Origin of the sequence: Jannaschia sp. 2305UL9-9, assembly GCF_041403465.1 — a bacterium.
GTDB lineage: Bacteria > Pseudomonadota > Alphaproteobacteria > Rhodobacterales > Rhodobacteraceae > Jannaschia.
Map to the genome: position 1 here is coordinate 55,855 of NZ_JBGEHM010000008.1, position 22,974 is coordinate 78,828.

General features: G+C 67.5%; 21 protein-coding genes. 13 read left to right on the top strand and 8 right to left on the bottom strand.

The genetic code is table 11. From position 1 onward, the window contains the following. Nucleotides 1-3 precede the first annotated feature (3 nt). The 11 genes from V6N07_RS17955 (at nt 4) to V6N07_RS18005 (ending at nt 11,064) form a co-directional block, all read left to right on the top strand. On the top strand, nt 4-4,287 hold the full coding sequence (locus tag V6N07_RS17955; RefSeq protein WP_371158351.1) for a strawberry notch-like NTP hydrolase domain-containing protein: 4,284 nt from the start codon (nt 4-6) through the stop codon (nt 4,285-4,287). A gap of 101 nt (nt 4,288-4,388) precedes the next feature. Beyond that, nucleotides 4,389-4,679, top strand: coding sequence for a WGR domain-containing protein (locus V6N07_RS17960; protein WP_371158353.1), 291 nt, complete (start codon nt 4,389-4,391; stop codon nt 4,677-4,679). Between the two features lie 10 nt (nt 4,680-4,689). Then, the gene (locus tag V6N07_RS17965) at nt 4,690-5,268 is read left to right on the top strand and encodes a hypothetical protein (RefSeq protein WP_371158355.1); all 579 of its coding nucleotides are present in this window, start codon (nt 4,690-4,692) and stop codon (nt 5,266-5,268) included. A 1,092-nt stretch (nt 5,269-6,360) separates the two neighbouring features. Beyond that, nucleotides 6,361-7,059, top strand: a complete 699-nt coding sequence (locus tag V6N07_RS17970; protein ID WP_371158357.1) for a DUF736 family protein — start codon at nt 6,361-6,363, stop codon at nt 7,057-7,059. 119 nt (nt 7,060-7,178) lie between these two features. Beyond that, on the top strand, nt 7,179-7,616 hold the full coding sequence (locus V6N07_RS17975; protein ID WP_371158359.1) for a DUF6878 family protein: 438 nt from the start codon (nt 7,179-7,181) through the stop codon (nt 7,614-7,616). Continuing rightward, nucleotides 7,616-8,083 carry a hypothetical protein gene (locus V6N07_RS17980; protein ID WP_371158361.1) on the top strand — a complete coding sequence of 156 codons (468 nt, stop codon included), beginning with the start codon at nt 7,616-7,618 and terminating at the stop codon, nt 8,081-8,083. Before V6N07_RS17975 ends, V6N07_RS17980 begins: the two co-directional genes overlap by 1 nt. A gap of 272 nt (nt 8,084-8,355) precedes the next feature. Further along, nucleotides 8,356-8,679, top strand: a complete 324-nt coding sequence (locus V6N07_RS17985; RefSeq protein WP_371158363.1) for a hypothetical protein — start codon at nt 8,356-8,358, stop codon at nt 8,677-8,679. Beyond that, the gene (locus V6N07_RS17990; RefSeq protein ID WP_371158365.1) at nt 8,672-9,100 is read left to right on the top strand and encodes a hypothetical protein; all 429 of its coding nucleotides are present in this window, start codon (nt 8,672-8,674) and stop codon (nt 9,098-9,100) included. The genes V6N07_RS17985 and V6N07_RS17990 overlap by 8 nt, the downstream gene beginning before the upstream one ends. After that, nucleotides 9,097-9,594, top strand: coding sequence for a hypothetical protein (locus V6N07_RS17995; protein WP_371158367.1), 498 nt, complete (start codon nt 9,097-9,099; stop codon nt 9,592-9,594). The genes V6N07_RS17990 and V6N07_RS17995 overlap by 4 nt, the downstream gene beginning before the upstream one ends. Continuing rightward, complete coding sequence (locus V6N07_RS18000; protein WP_371158369.1) at nt 9,591-10,358, top strand: phosphoadenosine phosphosulfate reductase family protein; 768 nt, start codon at nt 9,591-9,593, stop codon at nt 10,356-10,358. The genes V6N07_RS17995 and V6N07_RS18000 overlap by 4 nt, the downstream gene beginning before the upstream one ends. A 469-nt stretch (nt 10,359-10,827) precedes the next feature. Continuing rightward, complete coding sequence (locus V6N07_RS18005) at nt 10,828-11,064, top strand: hypothetical protein (RefSeq protein WP_371158371.1); 237 nt, start codon at nt 10,828-10,830, stop codon at nt 11,062-11,064. Nucleotides 11,065-11,399: 335 nt separating this feature from the next. Here V6N07_RS18005 and V6N07_RS18010 read toward each other — a convergent pair whose 3' ends face one another. From V6N07_RS18010 to V6N07_RS18030, 5 genes are all read right to left on the bottom strand, one after another. Continuing rightward, on the bottom strand, nt 11,400-12,011 hold the full coding sequence (locus V6N07_RS18010; RefSeq protein ID WP_371158373.1) for a DUF3800 domain-containing protein: 612 nt from the start codon (nt 12,009-12,011) through the stop codon (nt 11,400-11,402). A 6-nt stretch (nt 12,012-12,017) separates the two neighbouring features. Next, nucleotides 12,018-12,530, bottom strand: coding sequence for a helix-turn-helix domain-containing protein (locus tag V6N07_RS18015; protein ID WP_371158374.1), 513 nt, complete (start codon nt 12,528-12,530; stop codon nt 12,018-12,020). Nucleotides 12,531-12,851: 321 nt separating this feature from the next. After that, nucleotides 12,852-14,765: a hypothetical protein gene (locus V6N07_RS18020; RefSeq protein WP_371158376.1), complete on the bottom strand. Its 1,914-nt coding sequence runs from the start codon at nt 14,763-14,765 to the stop codon at nt 12,852-12,854. Between the two features lie 9 nt (nt 14,766-14,774). Next, complete coding sequence (locus V6N07_RS18025) at nt 14,775-16,703, bottom strand: hypothetical protein (protein ID WP_371158378.1); 1,929 nt, start codon at nt 16,701-16,703, stop codon at nt 14,775-14,777. Beyond that, entirely contained in the window at nt 16,700-17,272 is a 573-nt protein-coding gene (locus V6N07_RS18030) for a hypothetical protein (protein WP_371158380.1), read from the bottom strand. The genes V6N07_RS18025 and V6N07_RS18030 overlap by 4 nt, the downstream gene beginning before the upstream one ends. Nucleotides 17,273-18,276: 1,004 nt before the next feature. Here V6N07_RS18030 and V6N07_RS18035 point away from each other — a divergent pair. After that, nucleotides 18,277-19,221, top strand: a complete 945-nt coding sequence (locus V6N07_RS18035) for a DUF2493 domain-containing protein (protein ID WP_371158382.1) — start codon at nt 18,277-18,279, stop codon at nt 19,219-19,221. Nucleotides 19,222-19,561: 340 nt separating this feature from the next. On the opposite strand, the gene V6N07_RS18040 is transcribed toward V6N07_RS18035, so the two are convergent. Next, nucleotides 19,562-20,563, bottom strand: coding sequence for a nucleotidyl transferase AbiEii/AbiGii toxin family protein (locus tag V6N07_RS18040; RefSeq protein WP_371158384.1), 1,002 nt, complete (start codon nt 20,561-20,563; stop codon nt 19,562-19,564). Between the two features lie 25 nt (nt 20,564-20,588). Then, nucleotides 20,589-21,191 carry a DUF6088 family protein gene (locus V6N07_RS18045; RefSeq protein WP_371158385.1) on the bottom strand — a complete coding sequence of 201 codons (603 nt, stop codon included), beginning with the start codon at nt 21,189-21,191 and terminating at the stop codon, nt 20,589-20,591. Between the two features lie 542 nt (nt 21,192-21,733). Between V6N07_RS18045 and V6N07_RS18050 the strand changes: the two genes are divergently transcribed. Continuing rightward, nucleotides 21,734-21,970 (top strand): hypothetical protein, encoded by a 237-nt coding sequence (locus V6N07_RS18050; RefSeq protein WP_371158371.1) that lies wholly within the window; start codon nt 21,734-21,736, stop codon nt 21,968-21,970. Nucleotides 21,971-22,104: 134 nt separating this feature from the next. Here V6N07_RS18050 and V6N07_RS18055 read toward each other — a convergent pair whose 3' ends face one another. Then, the gene (locus V6N07_RS18055; RefSeq protein WP_371158387.1) at nt 22,105-22,326 is read right to left on the bottom strand and encodes a hypothetical protein; all 222 of its coding nucleotides are present in this window, start codon (nt 22,324-22,326) and stop codon (nt 22,105-22,107) included. Nucleotides 22,327-22,974 lie beyond the last annotated feature (648 nt).

Here is a 22,974-nt window from a genome sequence, read left to right on the forward strand (position 1 = left end):
CCCATGAAGCGCCGCCACATCCCAATCCTGATCGATCGCCTCGCAGACGACCTGCGTGCCGGTCGCCTGATGACCGCTATCCTGTCCGAGCACATGACCGAAGTGGTCGGCGGGACCGATGCCGAGGGCGCATGGTCCTGGCGCCAGGCCTACGACCTCGTCCAGGCCGCCGCGATCAGCGCGGATGGGATAGAGCAGGACGACCCTGCCGCCCGCCTCGCCGCGCTGGAGGCCGCCGCCTGGACCCGCCCGACCGAGACCCGCCGCTCGGAGCGTCAGGTCCGGCTGCAGCAGTTCAGCACGCCCCTGCCCTACGCCTTCGTCGCCGCCACGGCCGGCGCGATCCGACCGGGCGACACCGTGCTTGAGCCCTCCGCCGGGACCGGCGCCCCCGCCCACATGGCGCGCCGCGCGGGCGGCCGCCCGGTGCTGAACGAACTCGACCCCTTCCGCGCCGCGATCCTGCAGGAGCTGTTCGGCGCCCCCGTCACCCGCCACGACGCCGAGCACATCGACGACCTGCTCGACCGCGGCCACTTAGCGGACGTCGTCTTGATGAACCCGCCCTTCGCGTCCTCGGCGGCGCGCACGGGCGATCCGACCATCGCGCTACGGCATGTGCTCTCGGCCGCCAAGCGCCTCGCGCCCGGCGGACGCCTGGTCGCGGTCCTGCCCCTGGCCGCCTGCGCGGACCGTCAGCCCGTCCTCTGGGCCCGGCTCATGTGCTTGGTCGCCCCACGCCTGCACCTCGCGCTGCCCGGCCGCGTCTTCGCCAGGATGGGCACCACTGTGGACACCGCGCTGCTCGTCGCCGACCGCCGGGACAAGGACCCTTCGGTGGGAGATACTACGAAGGGCCTGCGCCCGGTCGCGTCGCTTGCCGAGGCGCTGGAGGTGGTGACGACAGAGCTTCCGGATCGCCCGGCTCGCCTCCCGCGCCCCTACCCTGCCACGCCAGCCTCCGTCCGCCCGGTGGGCATTCCCCCGAAGCGGAAGCCGCGGGTCGTGGTCGCGGAGAGTTCGGCGTCGGCGCAGCGATCGAGCGCTGCTGCTCCGATCCCCTTCGCCGTCCACGACGAGCCCCTTACCAACGAAGCCGTCTCCGACGTTTACGCCCGCTACGCGCCGCAGCGGATCTCCATCGAGGGCGCCGTCGATCACCCCTCCCCGCTGGTCGAGAGCGTCGCCATGGCCGCCGTCGCACCACCCGTGCCGACCTTCGCCGAAGGAGCAGCCCCCGCCCTGCCCCCGGCGATCATCGCGGATGGCAAGCTCTCCGCCGCGCAGCTCGAGACCGTCGTCATGGCCGAGGCCGCCCATACGGTCGACTTGCCCGGCTGCTTCGCCGTCTCCGACGACTGGACGGAGATCGAACCCGCCGCCGAGGCCAACATGACTCCCCGGGGTGCGGACGCCGCCGCCACCTACCGCCAGGGCTACTTCCTCGGCGACGGTACCGGCGCCGGGAAGGGCCGGCAGGTCGCTGGGGTGATCCTCGCGGGCTGGCTCGCCGGCCGGACGCGTGCGGTCTGGATCAGCAAGTCCAAGACCCTGATCGAGGATGCCGTGCGAGACTGGTCCGACCTCGGCGGTTCGCCGACCGACATCGTGCCTCTGGAGCGCTGGAAGCCCGACGAGGACATCACCCTCGGTCGGGGCATTCTCTTCACGACCTACGCCACGCTGCGCAGCGCCGGGCGAACGGGCCGGTCGCGCCTGGAGCAACTGATCGAATGGTGCGGCTCGGACTTCGACGGCGTCATCGCCTTCGACGAGGCGCATGCGATGGCGAACGCGGCCGGGTCGTCCGACGGTGAGCGCGGCGGCACGGCACCGTCCCAGCAGGGAATCGCCGGGCTACGGCTACAGATCGCGCTGCCCCGGGCGCGCGTCCTCTACGTCTCCGCAACAGGGGCCACGAACGTCTCGAACCTCGCCTATGCAACCCGGCTCGGGCTCTGGGGGCCGGGGGACGCCTACCCCTTCGCCACACGCGAGGACTTCGTCGCCGCGATGGTCGCGGGCGGGGTGGCGGCGATGGAGGTGGTGGCGCGGGACCTGAAGGCGCTCGGGCTCTACACCGCGCGGGCGCTCAGCTTCGACGGCGTCGAGTACGACATCCTGGAACACCGGCTGACAGCCGACGAGCGCGCGGCCTACGATCGCTTCGCCCGAGCGTTTAAGGTGATCCATCAGAACCTGCACGCTGCTCTGGAGGCGACCGGCATCGTCGACGAGGAGAGCGGCGTCTCAGCGGGCGCGGCGAAGGCGTCTGCGCTCTCGCGCTTCGAGAGCATGAAGCAGCGGTTCTTCGGTCACGTGTTGAACGGCTTCAAGGCGCGGACGCTCATCGATGCCCTGGAGGCCGACCTTGCCGAGGACTGGGCGCCGGTCGTGCAGATCGTTTCCACCGGCGAGAGCCATCTGGACCGGGCGATCGCGGGGGCGGAGGGCGACGATCTGACCGAGGCGCATCTGACGCCGAAGGAGGTGGTGATCCACTGGCTGCGCGAGGCCTTCCCCGTCCAGGCGCATCAGCTCGTCGAGGTCGAGGGCGTGATGGTGGCCGAGCGGCTGACGGACGAACACGGACAGCCGGTCATCAGCCGCGAGGCCGAGGCGCTGCGCGACGCCGCTCTTATGGAGCTCTACGCCGTCGCTCCGATCCCCTCGGTGCTCGATCGGCTGGTCTGGCACTTCGGAGAGGAACGGCTGGCCGAGGTCACGGGGCGGTCGAAGCGGTCGGTCCGCCTGCCGGATGGCGGCCTGAAGGTCGTGCCCAGATCCTCCACGGCAAACTCCGCCGAGGCCGCCGCATTCATGGCCGGGATCAAGGACGTGCTGCTCTTCACCGACGCGGGCGGGACCGGGCGGTCCTACCATGCCGCGCCCGGCACGGGGGCTGCGGAGCGCCGCCGCCGACACTACCTCGTCGAGCCCGGCTGGCGGGCGGCGGAGGCGATCCAAGGACTGGGGCGGACTCATCGCTCGGCGCAGGTCACGCCCCCATGGTTCCGTGTCGTGACCACGGACGTGCATGGCGAGAAGCGCTTCACCTCCACCATCGCCCGGCGGCTCGACACGCTTGGGGCGCTCACCCGCGGGCAGCGGCAGACGGGAAGCCAGAACCTGTTCCGCGCCTCTGACAACCTGGAAAGCGTCATCGCGCGCCGGGCGCTCGTCGCGCACTACCGGGACCTCGCCTCGAACCGCTGCGAGGGGAACGTCCCCGCCGCGGCGATGACCTACGAGACCTTTCTCGCCTGGACGGCGCTGAAGCTGACCGACGCCGAGGGCGTGATCCTCGACGACCTCCCGCCGATCCAGCGCTACCTGAACCGCCTGCTCGCGCTGCCCATCGACATGCAGAACGCGCTCTTCGGCGAGCTCACCGCCAAGATCGAGCAGCAGACCGAGCGGGCGCGGGCCAACGGCACGCTCGATGTCGGGATCGAAACCTTGCGCGCCGACCGCATCACCGTGATCGAGGAAGCCGATCTCTGGACCTGCCCGAAGTCCGGGTCGGTCACGCGCACCGTCACGCTGGAGACGGAGAACGCCCTTCACGTCCTCTCGGCCGAGGCCGCTCTCTCCAACCACGCCGCCGGGGGTCGGATGGTCCCGATGCGCAACGCCGCCTCGGGCAAGATCGCGCTCGTCTCCGCCCGGCCCTACCAGGTGTTCGAGGACGACGCCTTCGCCGAGATGCGCGACCTGCGGCGGCCTACGGGCCGGTCCTCGGTGACGGAGGAGGCCTTCGCTTCGTCCCATTGGGAACCCCTGGGCCGCGACACCTTCGTTCTCCTTTGGGACGCCGAGGCCGGTGCCCTCCCCCGCGTGGCGACCGAGCGGCTCGTGCTGCTCACCGGCCTCCTCCTGCCGATCTGGCGCGACATCCCCTCGGACAGCGAGCGCATCTGGCGCGTCACGCCGGAGGACGGCGTCGCCCGCATCGGCCGGGCGATCTCGCCGGAGCAGGCGGTGGTCCTGCGCGCGCGGTTCCAGGGCGGGGGCGGCACGCCCGCCGAGCTGGTCGCGGCCGCCATGGCCAGGGACGGGGCGGTGGACCTCGGGCGCGGGCTGACGCTGCGGGCCCGCCGGGTCGCCGGGGCCAGGCGGCTGGAGGTCGAGGGCTGGCGACCGGAGCAGGCCGCGCAGCTGAAGGCCGCCGGCTGCTTCACGGAGATCATCGCCTATCAGCTCCGCGCCTTCGTCCCCGTGGGGGATCGCGCCGAGGCCGTGATTGAGGCGATCCGCGGGGGCAGTGGCGTGAAGATCGCCGCGTAACGCGCTGATCCACCATGTGGGCGGCCGAGCTCCAGATCACACTGGACCGGTCGCGTGCAACCTGAGATTCTACGAACGTTCTCCCACGGAGGCCCCGCCCCATGCGCCGCCGACTCCCGCCGTCCGACGCCCAGATCGAGATGTTCCCCGCGCGCCTGCGCCTCACCCGCGTGGAGCCGGAAGCCAACGTCTACCGCTACTACGCTCTGGAGGTCCTACCAGACCTCTTCGGCGGCGCTTCCCTCGTGCGCGCCTGGGGCCGGATCGGCGCGTCGCGCACCACGCGGGTCGAGCTGCACGCGGACGAAGGCCGTGCGCTCGACGCGCTGCGCGACTGGGAGGCCGCCAAGCGAAAGCGCGGCTACGCGCCCGACCCCGACCAACGCGCATGAGGAGGCCGACATGACCGACAACACCCCCCGCCCCCTCTGGGAGCGCGCGCAGATGTTCATCGCCTTCCACCGCGACCCCGAGCGCAAGAAGCGCCGCAGCCCCTATCTCTGGCCGCCCAAGGACGCGAGCGCGGACCTGCGCGCCGAGACCGCCGACCAGGAGACCTTCGTCCACCTGCGCGGCCCCGACCCTGCCTGCGACGTCCAGATCAAGCTCCGCCCCAACGCCGTGATCGCCCGGCGCGAGCCCGGGCGCGGCTGGTCGGGCGTCGAGATCACCGGCCATTTCGTCCGCGTCCTCGTCGGCGACACCTGGGTCGATATCGACCCGATGGGCACGGTGAAGCGGCAGACATCCGACGGCGTCTCTACCACCTTCCTCGAGTTCGACGGCTCGATCATCCAGCTGACCGAGGACGCCGAGGTCTGCGTTTCTGCGGATGGCGAGCGGATCACCCGGCGGACGGCCGAGCGGCTCGACGTCGTGACGGGCGACGGGGTGATGTCGGCGCCGAGGAAGCGCGGGATTGACCAGAAACCGCCTCGGGAGCCGGACCCTGCCAGTTCAAAGATCAATGAGCGGTCATGAGGCGTTGCCATTCCAAGCTACAAAAAGGCAAGTACCTGGCATTAGAGGCTCTTCAACTTTAGTAGTAAGCAGACCGTCGGCGCCACGGACCAGTTCTTGGCTCTCCGCTGGTGTAATGCGAGCATAGACCATCCAGTCGGCCGGGCAGTTTACCGTCAGAGTGAGACGGCAAGTTATGAAGAACTGCTCCATAACATATGCAGTATTTCGGGTGGCTCGGCCGAGACGAACCCTTGTCCGAAATCGGTCGCCAGGCGCGATAACAACGCTTTGGGTCTCGGGGATTGAAATTCGGCCATCGTTTAGGAGTGGCGCCGGCTTATCATCGGTATATTCTTGGTGAATCGCCGTTTCCCATTCTTTGTCTATGCCTCCGCTAGTGAATACGGACCATTCATGTACACGCGAATAATTGACGGCCTCTTTAGGAAGTGTCTCCGTGATATCGTCGGCTCGAAGCGGTGGAGAGAAAGTATGAGGCGAGTTAGAAACGTTCTTCCACGTGGAAGATATGGTCGCCATTATGTAGTAGATACCGTCGCGCTCATCTATATCCAGCTCCATTCTGGAATCTGTACGCATTACGCTAGAGTGCAGGTATGTGCTAATAATCTTCTTTGATACTTCAGGCGGGTATGATTTTCCAAGAATGGCGCCAAGAACGTTCTCTTCCATAAGCCTTTGCGATCTTTCGTCGAAAGCCTCAGAGACTCGACGAACGATAGACCCTTCTAGAAGTAGAAAGATCAAGCATGCGGTAAGCGTGGCAGAGAGGAGTCCGTGCAAGACGGCAGTAAAGCTGTTATCAGTCAGAAGGGCAATTACAGCTAGGCCAGAAACACATACGGCAATAACGGCACAAAGTCCGAGGATTACCTGCCTTGAGTATCCGTGATCCCTGATTGCCATTGCTGCTCCATAAATCCTTGTGTGTAGGCGCCAAGACGGGTGCAGCTGAATTTTGCCGTAAGGTTGGCCCGTCCGCAATGGATTACCCTCACCTTGTTTCTCGGGCGGAAGGGAAGAAAGGGGGCTTCGTCTGGGGCGATCCGGACCGGATCGGAAGAGAGACCAGGCCCAGGAGACAGACCCATGATCACCGGAACCCTGACCCGGAACGCGGACGGCAAGACCTTCACGCTGAGCGTCGCCACGCTGACCTTCGACCTCGCCCGGCTGAGCGTCGTGCCGAACGCCTACAAGACGGCCGACACCCACCCCGACTACCACATCGAGGTCCGCACTCCGCGGGGACGGACGATGCGTGTCGGCAGCATGTGGTCCGCCGTGTCCAAGACCTCGCAGCGCCCGTACTTCCAGATCGCCCTAACCGACCGCATGGGCCGCAGCTGGCGCATGAATGCGGTGCGGGACGACGCGATGCCCGAGGACCGGTGGCGCGTCGTGCCGCTCGCCGGTGGCGCCGCCGAGCCGCTCGCGCTGACGGGGCGGATCGAGACGCTGGACGACGGCAACCTCGCCGGCTCCATCGGGTCCTACGACTTCGACATGGACTTCGTCGCGGTCGAGAACACGCACAAGGCCAGCGAGGACCATCCGGACTGGCACATGGAGGCGCGCTCGCCGGGCGGGCAGGTCGTGCGGATGGGCTCGATCTGGAGGACCATGTCGCAGCGGACGGGGACGGCGTACCTGTCGCTGGCGTTCTACGCGCCGACAGGCACGCAGCACCGGGCGAACGCGCTGCTGCGCGAGGGCGAGGCGCCCGGCGTCTATGAGGTCGTGGCGCTCGCGCCGGTCGCTCAGGCGGAGATGGCAACGGCTGCCTGATCGTGTCCGCCGCCCGCGTCCCGGCTCCCTGACACTTCACCACCATCACAGGGGCCGTCCCGTTCGGGGCGGCCCCTGCCCTTCGCGAGCCCATTCCGGGCCGATGGAGGACAACGACCATGACCGACACGACGAACGAGACGAGCCCGATCCCTGCCCCGCGCCCCGAGCCGGGCTCCCCCGCCGCGCTGGCGGCGATGGAGGCCCGCATTGCGGAGATGCGCGAGCGCGAGCGGCAGGAACTGACCGAAGAGCGCACCCGGCTGCTGGCCGCGCTGCGCGCCCTCGGGGTGGCTTCGCTCGAGGCCGATTACGACGGCTATGGCGACAGCGGAAATGTCGAGGCCATCCGGGCCGAGCCGGAGGTCGCGAAGGTCGACGAGATGGAGGGCCTCGCCGACTTCCTGTGGTCCGTCGCCTATGCCGAACACCCGGGCTTCGAGAACAACGAGGGCGGGGGCGGCACGGTGACGTGGGATGTCGCCGTCGACCGGATCGATCTCGACCACTACGACAATGTCGTCGAGCGCATCTCCTCCCAGTCGGAGGACATCTGATGGCCCACCCCCTGCATCACGCCGAGTCCTCCGCCCGCCGCTACGTCGGCATGCCCGCCGACTACCAAGCCATCCACGCGTGGTTCGACGCCTCCAAGGAGCACCTCGCCCTCCCGACCCACAGGGCGCTGCGCCACCACGCGCAGGGCATCTTCAAGGCAGAGCGGGTGTTCGGGGCATCGGTGACGAACGCCGTTGGCCGCACGATCCCCGTCCGCTGGATCGGCGAGCAGCACGTTCGCGAGGATTGCCGCCGCATTCCGACGCTGGCCGACTGGCTCGTGCGGATCGAGCCCGCCCCGTGGATGGTCAACGGCGTCATCGAGGATCCCGCACCGGCACCGCATCACGGCGACCCCGCGGGCCTCTGGCGCGCCGAGGTCGCGGCCGGCCGCACCGCGCTCGGCTTGGCGGATTGGATCGCGGAGCGGCAGGCGCGATCTGCTCGGCTTCGGGTCGCATCGTGACCCCGGCACATCGCGTCACCGGGCGGCGGATGTGGATCGCCCGCTCCCCGGCCGGCACCTACCGGTTCGTCGGAGACGTCCCGCCGGCCCTGCGGGGCGTCGCGGCGCCTCGGATCATCGATGCGGCGGCTCATGCCGCCCGGCATGGCTACGGGCCCGTCGACGTCCTCGCCGCGGACTGAAAGGCCCCACTCCTCGACCCGGAGGCCGTCCCTGCCCGGAAAGGCAGAGGCGGCCTCCGGCCTCCGTGACCACCAGCACGGAGAGAGACCATGTCCCGACCCCCATCCGGTCCCACCGGACACCGCCCGCCCGGCGTGACCGCCGCCCTGGCACTGCTGACCGCCGCGAACGAACTCGGCCTGTCCGAGGCCGCTATCGCCGAAGCGCTGGCCGGCACCACCTGGGGCAGCGCCCAGGAACTGCTCGCCCGCGAGTTCGACGGTGCCTATCGCGGCCACTACCCCAAGTGCCGCATGGCCCGCATCGACGAGGCGGCCGTCGCCGCCGTCTTCGATGCCTTGGCCGAGATCCTGGACGACCCGCGCCGCGCGCTGCGCGAAGGCAACTGGACCGGAGGGCGGTCCGATGGGTGAGGGCCTCTACTGTCACCCTGACGGACGCACCGTCTATGTCGAGCCGTTCGACGGCCTCGAGCCCCACGACGACCTCGCTTGGCAGGACGCCTGGTTCGACCTCGGCGAGGCCGTCGCTGCCTGCCTGTCGGACGCCTGGGACCGTGTGCCCCGCCGATGGAAGCGCACCGGCGAGCGCATCGTCATGCGCAACGGCCTGCACGAGGTCTGGCTTCATGAGGACAGCTACGCCCGCGTCCACGTCACTTTCGGCATCCGGAGCGATCTGGACGATACTGAGGCGCTCGCCCGCGCGACCATGCCGGATCGCGCGGAGGCGTTCTTCGACCGGCTCTCGGCCCACTACGACCTCCGAGTCCGCACCTCCGCCTGGACGAGCGCGGCGCGCGTCGTCCGCACGCCGCGGAGGGCCGTGGCATGAAGATCGAGCTGCATGCCATCCAGTACAGCGCTTCCGCCTCGCAGGAGACGGCCTTCTTCTCCGCCGACCTCCATATCGAAGGGGTCCGCGTCGGCACAGTGTCGAACGGTGGCACCGGCGGCGGGGATACGTTCCACGGCGACCGTGCCGCCTATGCGGCCGCCGATGCGTGGTGTCGGGTGAAACTGCCGCCCTGGCGGTCCCAGGACGACCAGGAGTTCGAGACGGACCTCGAACTCTATTGCGCCTTCCTGCTGCAGCGCTGGATCGACGCAGGTGACCTGCGCCGCGCTATGGAGGAACGGGTGCTTTGGCGCGACTCGTCCGATGGTCGGGTCTACGAGGTTCGGCACCGGGGTGCGGTCGAGGAGACGGTCGCAACCGTGCGGCAGCGATATCCGGACGCGACCATCCTCAACGAGCTGCCCTTCGCCATGGCGCTCGCGATCTATGAGCGCGTCCCACCCGATCGTGACGAGGGGCAGGCGCCATGACCCGACCTGCCCTGAGCATTCCGTCCGTCATCTCCGCCGAGATCGAGGCGGGGGCGCTCTTCGCGATCTCGCATTCGGGCGGCAAGGACAGCCAGGCGATGACGATCCTGCTGCGGGAGGTCGTCCCGGCCGAGCAGCTCATCGTCGTCCACGCGCCGCTCGGGCGGGTCGAATGGCCCGGCACGCTCCAGCACATCGAGCGAACGACCGAAGGCCTGCCTCTGATCCTCGCCCGTGCCCGGACGGACTTTCTCGCGATGGTCCGGCGGCGTGGGCGTTTCCCGACGCCAGGCATCCGCCAATGCACCTCGGACCTGAAGCGTGGGCCCATCCAGCGCGAGCTGCGGCGCAACTTAAAGGCGCACCCACGCTTCGGTGGGCGCATCGTCTCCTGCATGGGCATGCGGGCGGACGAGAGCGCGCGGCGGGCGAAGCAGGCGGTCGTGAGGACGAATGCCCGTGGCTCTGTAGCGGGTCGGCGCTGGCTCGATTGGCTGCCGATCCATCACCTTACCGAGGCGCAGGTCTTCGAGACCATCGCCGCCGCGGGGCAGCGGCCGCATTGGGTCTACCGGGCGGGGATGTCGCGGTGCTCCTGCTCGTTCTGCATCATGGCGTCACGGCAAGACCTGCGGACGGCGGCCCGGCTGCGCCCGAGATTGGCGGCAGAGGTCGCCACGCTGGAGCAAGAGATCGGTCACACGCTGAGCCCGAGCCAAGTGCCGCTGCGGGAGATCGTGGCCGGTCGCGTGGCTGACGGCTGATCCGCGCGCGAGGCACACAGGGCGCCACGGTCGGACGCGCCACTACCCGCCGCCCAACTCTTGCGCCTCGCCGGGGGAAGGTTGGCAGCGATCTCGTCGGCGCCCAGCAAAGTCGAGCTCCCTGCCCTCCTGGCACCCTACCGTCCCCGCGTCCGTCCTCTCCGCCCGTGCGCTGTCCCCTGGGCGGCGTGTGCCTCCTGCCCTGCCGTTCTGGTGGTCGTACGGCTGGGTCGGGTGAGCGGTGTTTCTGCGGTCCTCTACCTCGGTGGTCTCCTGTCGTTTCGCGAGAGATGGGCCTGGCCGGATCGCGCGCGGGCGTGCCCTGCGGGTCGTCGTGCCTCCTCCCCTCCGGCAAGCACGAATACGGCTTCCACCCCCTGGCTGGTGCGGACCCTCCGCATTCGCGCCTGCGCCCGCGCTTTCACGATCCGGCCTTTGTCGTCCCATCGAAACGAAAGGAGACCACGAGATGGCCCGCTACAACCTCACCGCCCCCGTCACCTACGTCCAGAACGGCGAGCAGAAGACCCGCTACACTCGGGTGGGTACGATCTTCGAGAACATCCGCGAGGACGGCTCGAAGTGCCTGAGCGTAAAGCTCGACTTCCCCGTAGGCACCACGGAGCTGGTCGCCTTCGAGCCCCGCGCGCGGGACGGTGAAGGCCCCCAGGACGGCGACGGCACCGGCGACGGGGGCGAGGGCTGAACGCCCTCTTCCCCATCTGCCAGGGAGCGCCGCACAGGGCGCTCAAGGGGCGGCACCTCGCATGGTCCTCAGACGATCCGAGAGCCGCATGCCCATGCCGCACAGGCAATGTTGCAGGGTCAAGAATGTTGCAGGGTCAAGTGAGAGAGCCTCCTAGCAAAACTCTTGGAGCAGCGAGCGCTGCACTCCTGCTGCTTGATTTTCTGCTCTACCCCTGCTAAATCATCTCTGTGACCAGTCCTGGCCTCGTGTTGGGATGGCGCAGCGGTGACCCGGTCCGATAAGGGCCGGTTGCGAGCCGCACCCAAAGCCGCCCGTGGGGCGGCTTTGTTGTTTCAAAGCAGTGAGACGCCGCATTCCAGATCAAGGCGTCGTGCGTCGATCTCCCCAGCGTCGCGCCACCTGCGGGCGTAAGCGACGAGGTCCGCCATCTGCAGAAGTGGCGCAGCGGCGGAATCGAGGGCCGCAATATGGGACACGCCGCGAAAGCGGCCCTCTGTCTTCTGGGCGCTCACCATCCTGGCGCGGAACGCGTCTGTTTCGTTGATTCCGTTGCGGTCAAGGATCAACTCGACGTTCCCAACCGACTGTAGACCGGTGATACGACCGTAGCGCAAGGTCGCCACCTTGACCGCCTCGACGATGCCGCGCGCATAGATCTCGTCCCTCCCGCCGGTATGGTGCGACGCCGAAACGTTCAGTGTGACGACTGGCACATCGCTCAGCGCTCCCCTGGTCTCGCGCAGCAGTCGGCGACAGGTCTCGCCCTTCATCTCCGCCGCGTGGGCCTCGCCCCCTGAGCCGTTCCGCAGTCCGATGAACGCGCTGCCCACCATTCCGGCATGCCGGGACGCGACGACGACCGCGCCAAGCATGAAATCGGGGTCCCCTGCCGTGCCGCTCTCATCGATGAAGACGAGAATCTTCTTGTTCAGCCGCCGTGCCATGACCGCCTACCGCCGCCGCACGAGGCCGCGTTGACGCGCCCGCTCCGCCGCCTCGTCCTTCTTCTGCCGACGTTCCGTCTCCGCACGTCGAGCAGCTCGCTCGGCGCGTTCCTCGGCAAAGTCGGGCTCGAGCGCCTTCAATGCATCGATGAGCCCATCCATGTGGTAGATGTTCGATCCGTAGTCGCCCGCTGCCGTCACCTGCTGCTCACGCCGGATCAGACCCCGCTCTTCCAGCTTCGCCATATTGATGCGAACGGTGGTCGGGTTCAGCCCGACACGCTTGGCGAGTTCCTTTTTGCTCGGAAAGGGTGGCCGATCAGGGTCGATCCAGTACGACAGCAGTTGGACGAGCAAGTTGAACTGAGTCGTCGACAGACCCAACCGAGCCTGTCCGCGGACGAGGATGTTCGGCAGAGCCGTAAAGCCATGCCCCATCACCTCCTTTCCGAAGATCGTCTCGCTCGAGAACTTCTTGGCCTTCGTCTTCGCCCCTTGGGCCGTTTCAATCGTCGTCATATCACTCGTGCCTCCTGCACCCCCATCTGGCCCCGCTGGAACAAGCGCTCAACGGCGCGCGAAGACCTGGCGTAGGCCGGTTTCCGGCCCCACCTGCTATCAGGTCTCTCGATGTCTCGGAGACTTGGGATGACTGGATGACGCTACTTAGCTAGAAGGTCGCCTCGCCTACCCCACGCATGAAATATGCTAGGGGGGTAGGGCAGTCAACATGCTATCGCGAAGATCGCATCGGATCGCTGTGCGTGCACTTTTACTATCACGACGGGGCGGTACCGGTCTAGTTCGAGGTTCGGCTGAGCCCTGATTGCGAACTGACGACTACTTCATCTTCGATGGTGGCTTGAGCATGCCGGGCACCTTAAACACGACGAGGTGTCTGGCGAGGCTACTGCCCTCTGGCACATAAGCGTCGACCCAGACACACTCGATCAGGCTTGCTGGCGGTCCTGCACGGTCGACCAACTCCAGAATACCCAGCATTCCCAGTTTCGGACCCGTAGCTTGATAGGCGACCGCCTGTGCACGGTATCCGCGACCGACATCCTCATCGACGACCCCTTGGTGCCGCTTCAGCTCGATGACGAACTGCGTGTCGCCAAAGTCGATGTACAGGTCCGACCGACCAGCAGCCATGCCGGGTACCTCCGGCTGGATTCCCACGCCGGACATGTTGCCACGAAGCCATTCTCGAAGATCCCGCTGAAGATCGTTCTCGATTGCGCCAGGGTTCCTCAGATAAGCGCCCCGCTCGCCCATCTGGGCCAAATCGGCATTCTGGCGATCATCGCAGAAGGCGACGACCTGCTGAATCAACTCATCGAAGGCGATACGCACTTCCCCGCAATAATCTGCAGCTGCATTCACCTCCTCCGCGACTGAGTGGCAGATGCGCTGAACATCACGGCGAACACGTCTTCTGGAGCCCCTGACCCTGTCAGCGAGCGTACCCTCCAGCCTTTGTGCCATCTCCTCGGGAACCTGGCTCAGAAGTACGTCGTCCTGGAGGGCGGCGCTGAGCTCAGGATATGCGCCGCCCTCCCCATCTATCCGCGAGGGAAAATCCTCCTCCGCGCGCTCGGTAATTCGCTTCCGCAAGGTCTCCGCGACCGGCCGCTGCGCAGGCGTCCAATCCTCCTCTTCGAGAAGGTCACTGAGATGAGCGGCCAACCCTATTCTGCGAATGAACCCCGCCTCGATACGAGGTGCGAAGAGCCTGTGCAGACCACCGCCGATCGAAACCGTTCGCTCGGCATCATAGACCGCAAGAACCTGCTCCATGACCCGACCAGCGTCGAGCCAGCTCTCTCGGCGCAGGTCAGCGTCCACCCATCGCAAGCGGCGAAGCAGCGACCACCACTCGACCTCTCGGTCCACTCTCGGCGAAAGCCAACCCGGCACGACGCCGATGCCCAACTGATCTTGTCGTTCGGCCAACAATCGACCCAGTTCCTCGATACGCTGGCCAAGCCCATCGGCGTCATCAGCTGCGAAGGACGAGACAATATCAATGACCGCCACATGCAGGGCCGCATCGAGACGCCCCTCATCGTGGCGCAACACGCTCTGAAACAACGCACGGGCGTCGTTCATCCCCATCGTGATTTGCATGAAGTCATCGCCGTCGAGCGCATTCGCGAAGGCGATCATCCCGAGCTCAAATGCAGCTTCGTCCGTCGCCTCCTGGTTCGCCTGGAGCCGGACCAGGACCTCCTTCAGTTCCTGATCTTCCCAGTGATGACACGCGACGCCCACGATCCGAGCCGCGTGCAGAGCGAACAGGCCATGATCTCCCGCATCGAGATCTTCGAACAAGAGGAGCGTCTCGAGCCGCGCGCGACGGTCTTCGAGGCCAAGGCGAAGCATCGCCTCCAGCGCGTAGGCTGCAATGAGCGCCTCGGTCTCGCTTCCTCGTCTCTTGACCCGATCCGTCAGAGCGTTCGTCAGCTGATCGCGCAACAGGACTCGCAGCTCGGCATGAGACAAAAGAGCGTCGGCGGCATCCCGGAATACCGCTGGTCTGTCAGCTACACGAAACCCATCTATGATGAAGCAGGACAGAGCTGACTGCTCGTCCTTCGTTCCGCCTCCGATACTTGCGACGAGCACATCCAAGAACGGGCTCGCCAAGATGGCCTCTTGGTCGGCCAGTATCCCTTCGACGCCGCCGAGTTCGTCGATCGTTGGGGCTCTGTTTTCGCCAACGCTCCTTTCGAGGGTCGCCCGCGCATTCACGCCCGATCCCTACCAGACATAGTCTTCCCCACGTGCAATCCGGCAGTGCTCTTCGCCGAGGGCCGAGATGATCTCCTCCGCATCAGTGCCTGCGACGATGACTTGGAGTTCGTCGATCTCTTCCGAGATCGTCCGGAGTTCGGCGAGAAGGGCTTCGAGATTGACCTTGGTCACCTCCTCCTTGCTAGGCGAGTCGATGATCAGAAGACCTGGATGGCGCCCGATCCCCAACCGGCGACCAACCCGCAAGAGCGCGATCGCCGTTGCTAAGCGGAGCCTCAGCCGCTCTCCCGCCGTCACCTTGCCGAAGGACGTGCTCGTTCCGCCCTTCTCGATCTTCATCGCGCCGGCGCTGTCGAGCTTCACGCTTTCCAGCGCTTCGATGCCGAGCCGACGCGCTAAGGGCAGCACTTCGGTGTTCAAGGCATCGATGATGCCCGTCCGGCCCGCGTCATAGGCTTTTCCGGTCTCTCTCACGGCAATTGCAATCAGGTCCGCATCAGGGTCTGGCACCGCCTCCTGCGGTGCGGCGCTTCGTTCCTTCAGCGCGCCTTCGAGACGGGCCAGTTCCAGTTCCGCCTTCCGCTTGGCCGCGAAGTCAGCGCCCCTAGCCAGTTCGGCCAATTCGGTCTGCGCCGTATTGAACTCCGTCGTGGCCGTCTTCGCGGCCGATCGAGCGTCTGATCGGGTCTTCTTCGCACGATCCGCCGCGGCCTTGGATGCGACAGCCCGAGCTTCCGCCTCTTCGAGTTCCTCGCTCATGTCCTCGAGCCGCTCCTCGGGAATCGCCTCGGCACATAGAGAACATGCCAAATCCGAGATCTCCGCCTTCACCCGTACGGTCGAGACCTCGCTCTCGCATCGTGGACAGCAGGTCGGCTTCAAGCCGTTGAAGAAGCGCGCCGCGACGATCGATTCACGAAGATCCCGGACGGCGCGTTCGTCCAAGACGGCTGCCGCTTGGATCTGCTCCGCATCCGCATCGGCTTTGGCCGCCCGCGCCTGCAGCTCGGCCATCTTCGTCGTCGCCAATGTGACTGCCTGGCCTGCTTGAGCCAATGCCTCGGCCGTTGTCGTTTCCGTGGGTAGCGCAGCCAAACGCTTGCGTACCTCGTCGACTTCCTTCCCGAGACGCGCCCGGGCCGTTTCGGCCTCGACGGCAGAGCGGTGCGCTTCACGATCTGCGTTCGTTCGTCTCTGGTCGAGTTCCTTCTTGGTGGTCGCGACGACTGCTTTGGTGCTCGCCCAGGGAAGCCCGACATACATCTGAAAGATGCGTGCCGGGAGCCCGGCCATCTGCGCATCCCCCAGAAGCACCTTATGCTCGCCGCCGAGATAGAAGACATTCGACAGAGCGAGCCATCCGTGCTCGACCTCTCTTCTTTCCCCTTCGCGCCCCTGCATCGCCGGCAACACGTCGAGATCGAGCGTGTCCATCATGAACTGCGACATCGTGAGGGCAAAGCCTTCGTCCGATGTGAAGCGTTCGACTTCCAGATACTCTCCATCGAGCGCGCGTCTCTCGAGACGACCATTCGGCGCGCCATCCACCATATCGAATGCAACCCGGTACTTCTCCGCATCCACGCCGAACTCCAAGTCGACATGCGACAACCAGCTACGAACATCGTCCTGCAGGCCCTTCGCCTTCCCTCGAAGGCACCAGAGCATCACTTCGAGGACCGTCGACTTCCCCCTTAGATTGCTTTCGCTGGTGACCGCCCAGACCCCCGGGCCGAGCCCTGCCCATTCGAAGTCTATGCGACCCAGGATCTCGCCTTTCTTCTCACCGGAGAACGCGAGGCGCTCGATAATGAACGAGGGCGCAGGGCGAGCAACCCGATCTGGAGCGATCCCCCATTTGCGAAGCCGTCGGTCGGCCTCCTGTGGCGACAGATCCGCCTTTTCAGCAATCGTTTCCAGCCAACTTCCGCTCATGTACCGCACCCGCCTTCCAACTGCTGCAATCGCTCCAACACACGATCCGCGATTGTCCGGATGGGCTGGGACAGGTCGGTCTCGGCGTACTCCGTCTGGACGTACTGACGACCCTTCAACTTGCTGCCTCCCTGATCTCCAGCAACGTCTGCGACCAACTGCGCGCGGTCTCGGTACCAAGCGAGTTCAGGTGCTTCGGACGCCAAGATTTCCATCGCCTCGCACCCGCGTCGTGTGAGCAGATAGCTGTGCTGCTTCACCTTTCCCGGCTGGCCCCTCCGGTCGATCCGGATCAAATCCGCAGCCCTCAGGATCGACAGCGCATTGTCGAGAGGCTCGAACGCACCGAAGTGGTAGCGGATCATCGGAAGGTTTCGGAGGTCTGGCTCCCGATCATCGAAGATGCGCCTCGCGATGATGAGGAGGTCGTCTGATCCTCCGTTCGCGTGATCATTGAGCAGCTCGTTCGCGAGGTAGTCCGGATAACGCATCCAGAAATCGAAGGCCTGAAGGCGAGCTTGACCTTCGAGCACCGCAACGACGTCGTCACCCCATTCACCGGGCTTCACAGCGCGCCCCCCGGCGACGATGCATGCGAGAAGCCTTACGGCGCTCTGACGATCCGTGGCTTTCGCGTATCCTTCCAGCGCATCGTCCTCCCTTAGTAGACGATGCAGTGCGAAACGTCTGTGTGCAAAGGTGAAATTACACGGCGATACGAGAAAGGGCCTAGGGATGTGGACCTCCGCGTCCTCGCCGGTGCTCGGCCGCTCTCGCGCCCTAGTCAGGGCGGCCGCCCCTCCCCGAGCCCCAGCATGTCCGGCTCCCTGCGGCCTCTGCGCCGTCCGGGATCTCCTCCGGAGCTCCCTCCCGCCGCGGCCGTATAGTCGCCGGACACGCCGGGTCTCCGCCCTTCGGGTGACGGTCACGGGTAGGCCCCGCCGGGGCCGGTGGGGGTGCGGACGAGGTCACTCGGCTTGGTGGGTGGGAACTCTTAGCTCTGCCGAAACCCCGCCCTCGGGGATTCGCCGCCCTCGGGGATTCGCCGCCCTGGGGGCGCCAAACGCCGCTCGCGCGGGGGGACGATCCGGGCCATTTCCCCTGCCACGCCTGCCCGTCCCCCGTGGATCGGTCGCGGTCCTCCTCCCTAGCAGGCCGGCGGCCGGCCGCAAGGGGCTTTCGCGGCATATCCTCACCCCTTCGGGCCTCCGGTATTCCACGGACCCCTTGCCCCCGTCCTCGTGCCGGCCCGCCCTTCCGGGGCCGTGCGACCGACCGACGGGTGACGAACAAGCGAAACGGCGCGGGAGACTGCCCGGGGCGCCGATGCGGAGGCCCTTCGGGCCACGGGGATTGGTGGCCGATCGCGGGGGCGATCGGCGGTGTGCTCCCTCGGTCGGGGATCGAAACAAGCGCGGGTAAGGATCTGACGGCAAACGGTTTATTTGCTCTCGGAGCGAATAAATCGCTTATGGGAGAAGGGGTTAGGGGGTATTCTGGGGCCACGGGAAGCGAGGCGCTTCCGCCAAGGCCGGGACGGCCCGGCGCACCGGATCGAGAAAGGGACGACCACATGACCATGACCGCCTACGACCAGATCGAACTCTTCGGCCTCACCGAGCACGGCACCGACGAGTTGCCCATCCCGGACGACCTGGAGTTGCAGGGCCGCGCCGTGGGGGACGCCTTCGACTGCCTGATCGGCACGATCCAGAACACCGGGCTCGCCTCGGAGGTGGAGCCGATGGCCCATGCCTTCGCCACCCTGTTCCAGCGCCGCGCGACCGTCACCGAGGAGGCCGCCGACCGGCTGCGCGACAAGATCGCCGCGCTGATCCGGGCGCAGGACGGCAGCGAGGTGGCCGAGGTCGAGCTTGAGACCGCGCAGCGCCAGTTCGAGGCGACGCAGGAGAAGGCCGACGCGCTGCGGCTGATGGCCGAGGCCGCCGCCGAAGCCTACGAGCGCGAGACGGGGGACGCCTATGTGCCCGTCACCGGCTCCCGCACCACGCGGCGGGCGATGGAGACGGGGGCCGTGTTCGAGGCGAAGCGGCTGCTTGAAGCTGCCGACCGGGCCGAGGCCGAGCGCAACACCGTCACCGGCACGTTCATCGCCGTGGCGGGCGCGTCGGACTGGACCGACCATGACCGCATCTTCGCCCGGCTCGACGCCGCCCGCGCGCGATGCCCGGACATGGTGCTGTGCCACAAGGGATCGAAGGGGGCGGAGCGCATCGCCGCCGCCTGGGCGCGCAACCGGGGCGTGGCGCAGGTGCTGTTCCGCCCGAACTGGAACGCTCACGCCAAGGCCGCGCCCTTCCGGGCCAACGACGAGATGCTGCGCGCCCGCCTCCGCGGCGTGATCCTCTTCGGCGGGGGCGGGATCGGGCTCAACCTCGCGGAGAAGGCCGAGAAGAAGGGGCTTCACGTGGCGCGGATCGCGGCGGAGGGACCGGAGGCAGCGCTGGCACAGGCGCGGGCGCGCAAGGCGGCTCAGGGGATGAAGCAGGCCGCGTGAGGGGGCGGGGCGCGAAGCCCCCTGCCCCACCGGCGAGGCGATGGAAGGGCGGCCCCGGGCGGGGTCGCCCTTCGGTGCGTCCGGGGACTGTCGAGAGGGCGGCGTGGCGGCGCGGCCCCTGCGGGGCCGCGGGATGTCCGGTCGGGCGGAGGCCACGAGGGCCCCCGCCCGACCGGACCGGCGCTATGCGCGCGGCAGCCACGCCCTGACGGGGTGGCGGGCGAGGCGGTGACGTCTGCACGAGAGCCGCCCCGTCGGGCGGGCATGCGGCGGGGATGTGAGAATGCGGGCAGTGCTTCGCGTCGTCTCGGCTTGGGAAGAGCTTTCGAAACCGAGAAGCCTAGTGCGCCGGAGGCGCGTTGATCTTGGACTGCAGGCCAGAGAGTTCGTCCATGATCGCCTCGAAGGGGATCGGCTCCTTAAAGAACATTTCCCGCGTGGCGCGGTAGTCGCTTGCCAGAAGCCGGCGCAGCGGCGCGGGCGGCGTCAGCACCAGCGTCCCGGGACGCGCCTCCTCGTAGCGGGCCTTAGGGTCGCGGAAGAGCCGCGACTTGTGCTCGGCGACGGCGGCGAGCAGGTCGGATCGGGCCAGGGCTGCCAGGTCGGCATAGTGGCGCGACGTCCGGTCCGACAGCGCCTTCTCGGGCGGGCGGTGCGCGAGCTGGTGCAGGATCGTGGCCTTCTCCCAGAACGTCCGCTCGGCGGCGAGGACGCGCACGGTGGTCTCGGCATCCGCGACCACCTCGGGAAAGGTCTCGGCCGCGTATGGGACGATCACGCGATCCTCGGCGGGCAGGTGGTCCGAGCGCGAGCCGAACTCCAGCTTGACCGACGGTCCGAGATAGCCGCCGCCATAGCTCGCGGCGGGCAGACCGGCCGCGAAGCGGAACAGCAGCGTCTGTGGGTCGCGATCGTCGACCGCGAGACCGAAACCGTCACCCCCGAGGCCGCCCGCGAACGCGGCCCGAAGGCGGTCGAGGAGCGGACCGCCGACATAGGCGGCCGTCTCCTCCTCGAGTTCCTTCAGCAGCGCCTTTCGGCGCTTGCCGCTGATGCCCTCCGCCGCGGGGTCACGGTCGCGCACGAAACCGAGGTCGTGCCGGTCGAGCGACAGGTCGACGTCCTCGGAGAACCGACTGATCAGCCCGTAGGCCTTCGAGAGCGACGTGCCGCCCTTGAAGATGAACCCCACTGCGGGGTCCTGTAGCGCGAACAGACGCCGCAGCGTCCAGCAGACCCAAAAGTCCTTCTCGATGATCGGCCCCGTAACGTTCCGGCGCGCGGCGGTCTCCTCGAAGATCGCCGCGCGCTCGCCCGCGGGGGCGCGGGCTAGTGCGTCCATGTGGACCTTCGCATCCGGTCCGGGCTCAAGTGGCCGGGTCCGCGGCGGCGAGGGACTCGAGCGCGGGCGCCATCCAGGCGGGCACGTCCTTCGCCACATCCCGAAGGCGGCGGCGCTGCGCGGCCGGGACGCGCGTCCGCAGCGCGTCGAGCGCGTCCTGGTCGACCCCGTCGCGGCCGAGATATCGCAGGGCCTGGACGACCTGCCCCACGGGCGTGCTGCCGCCGACGAGGTTACGCCGTGCGGCGCGGCGGAACGCGACATCCCGCCCGCCGATCTTCAGCGTCCGGGTCGTCCCGTCCGTCAGGTAGGTGGGCTTCGCGGGCATCTGCGTCGTCAGGCCAAGCGCGTTGGCCGCGCGGGCCGGGGTGGGTCCGATCACATGGCCGTCCCGCCGCGCGATGGCGGTCGCGATGTCGTCGGGCGCGGGCGAGAGCGGTCCGAGCGTCGGGCTCGTCCGCGGCTTGTCGTAGATGCCATGCGCCAGCCTGCGGATCTCGCCGCGCTGCGCGAGACGGGCGAGCGCCTTGTCGAGGGCCGAGCGCCCCATGCCGAGATCGGCGAAATCCTTCGGCGTGAATACCGAGCCTCGCCGTTTGGCCTTGATCCGTTTCGCGAGCGCGTTCATCTCTGGTCTCCTGATGTCCGAAATTAGGGTAAGTTTCTCAGACTTTCAACCGCGCGCGTGCGGAGGCTCCTCTGGGTCCGGTGGACGGCGTTCACGACGCCCCTTCTTCTGTCGCGGTCCAAGCTGCGACGCCCGTCTCCTGCTCCCCGCTGTTCGCCGACGACACTCTCCCAAGCGCCCCCCCCATCGACGGCCCCCTGCCCTTCCGGCCCCCACCGTCCCCGCGTCGGTCCTCTCCTCCCGTGCCTGTCCTCGGTCGGCGTGTGCCTCCTGCCCTGCCGTTCTGGTGGTCGTACGGCTGGGTCGGGTGAGCGGTGTTTCTGCGGTCCTCTACCTCGGTGGTCTCCTGTCGTTTCGCGAGAGATGGGCCTGGCCGGATCGCGCGCGGGCGTGCCCTGCGGGTCGTCGTGCCTCCTCCCCTCCGGCAAGCACGAATACGGCTTCCACCCCCTGGCTGGTGCGGACCCTCCGCATTCGCGCCTGCGCCCGCGCTTTCACGATCCGGCCTTTGTCGTCCCATCGAAACGAAAGGAGACCACGAGATGGCCCGCTACAACCTCACCGCCCCCGTCACCTACGTCCAGAACGGCGAGCAGAAGACCCGCTACACTCGGGTGGGTACGATCTTCGAGAACATCCGCGAGGACGGCTCGAAGTGCCTGAGCGTAAAGCTCGACTTCCCCGTAGGCACCACGGAGCTGGTCGCCTTCGAGCCCCGCGCGCGGGACGGTGAAGGCCCCCAGGACGGCGACGGCACCGGCGACGGGGGCGAGGGCTGAACGCCCTCTTCCCCATCTGCTAGGGAGCGCCGCACAGGGCGGCGCTCCCGCTCGCGCCGCGAGGCCCGCGCGGGCGGGGTCCCGGCGGAGCTGGGACGGGCCACGGGCCACGGGCCCCGGGGCCCGGGCGGCGATCACTCCGCCAGACACGCAGCCGTGGCCGCGCGCCGTCTGCCGTTCCGGCCGACATAGCGCTCGGCTACCAGCCGACCGGGATGCGCCATGCATATGAACTGGACGCCGTCCCAGACGGTATGGAGTCCGAGATGCCACGCGGGCGCGCCGCCGCGGTGGTGGCCTGCCCGCTCCATCGCGTAGTCGGCATCGCCGACGATCTCGCGCAGCGCGTCGCGCACGAGTCATTCTTGCTTTGCTTTGAAGGCGAGCGTCAGGCGCAGCGGCCACGTCGCCTCGAGCTGCATGTCGAGACCGGCGCAAACGAGTCCGAAGGCATGGCCGAGCGAGGTCAGGTAGAGCATCGAGCCTAGACGCCCGTGCGCCTGCCACCCCAGCACGCGCCGGAGAGCGCGGTCTATTCGGTGATCTTGGCCCGGCGGCATGCGGGCCGATAGCCGCACCGGGAAGGCGTGTTCGAGCAGTTCGCGACAGGTGGGGTTCCGTTGGCTCATGGGTGGGAACATATGCGGAACAAAAGATCGGCGGCAATCGCGATGGAGAGGGGGCAGCGGATCGGAACCGCGGTCCGCTCCCAAGGAGTGAGCGGATGCGAGGTTCAGAGGGCTGGACCGCAGCGATCCAAATCCCCAACAACCTCACGATATCAGAGATGCGCTTCGCCTCTACCCCGCGAAGACACATCCCCGCGCCCCATCGGAGCTCCAACGGACCGAACGCCATGCATCTGCCGTCCTGCGCCACCCTGACTCATGGTCTTGAGCGGCGAGGCCGGCTCTGCCATCTTGTAGGTATAAGGGAGTATACTCGTGCGGTGGATCATACAGGCGATCTGCGTGCTCGCGGCGACGGCCGGACCGGCCGTCGCC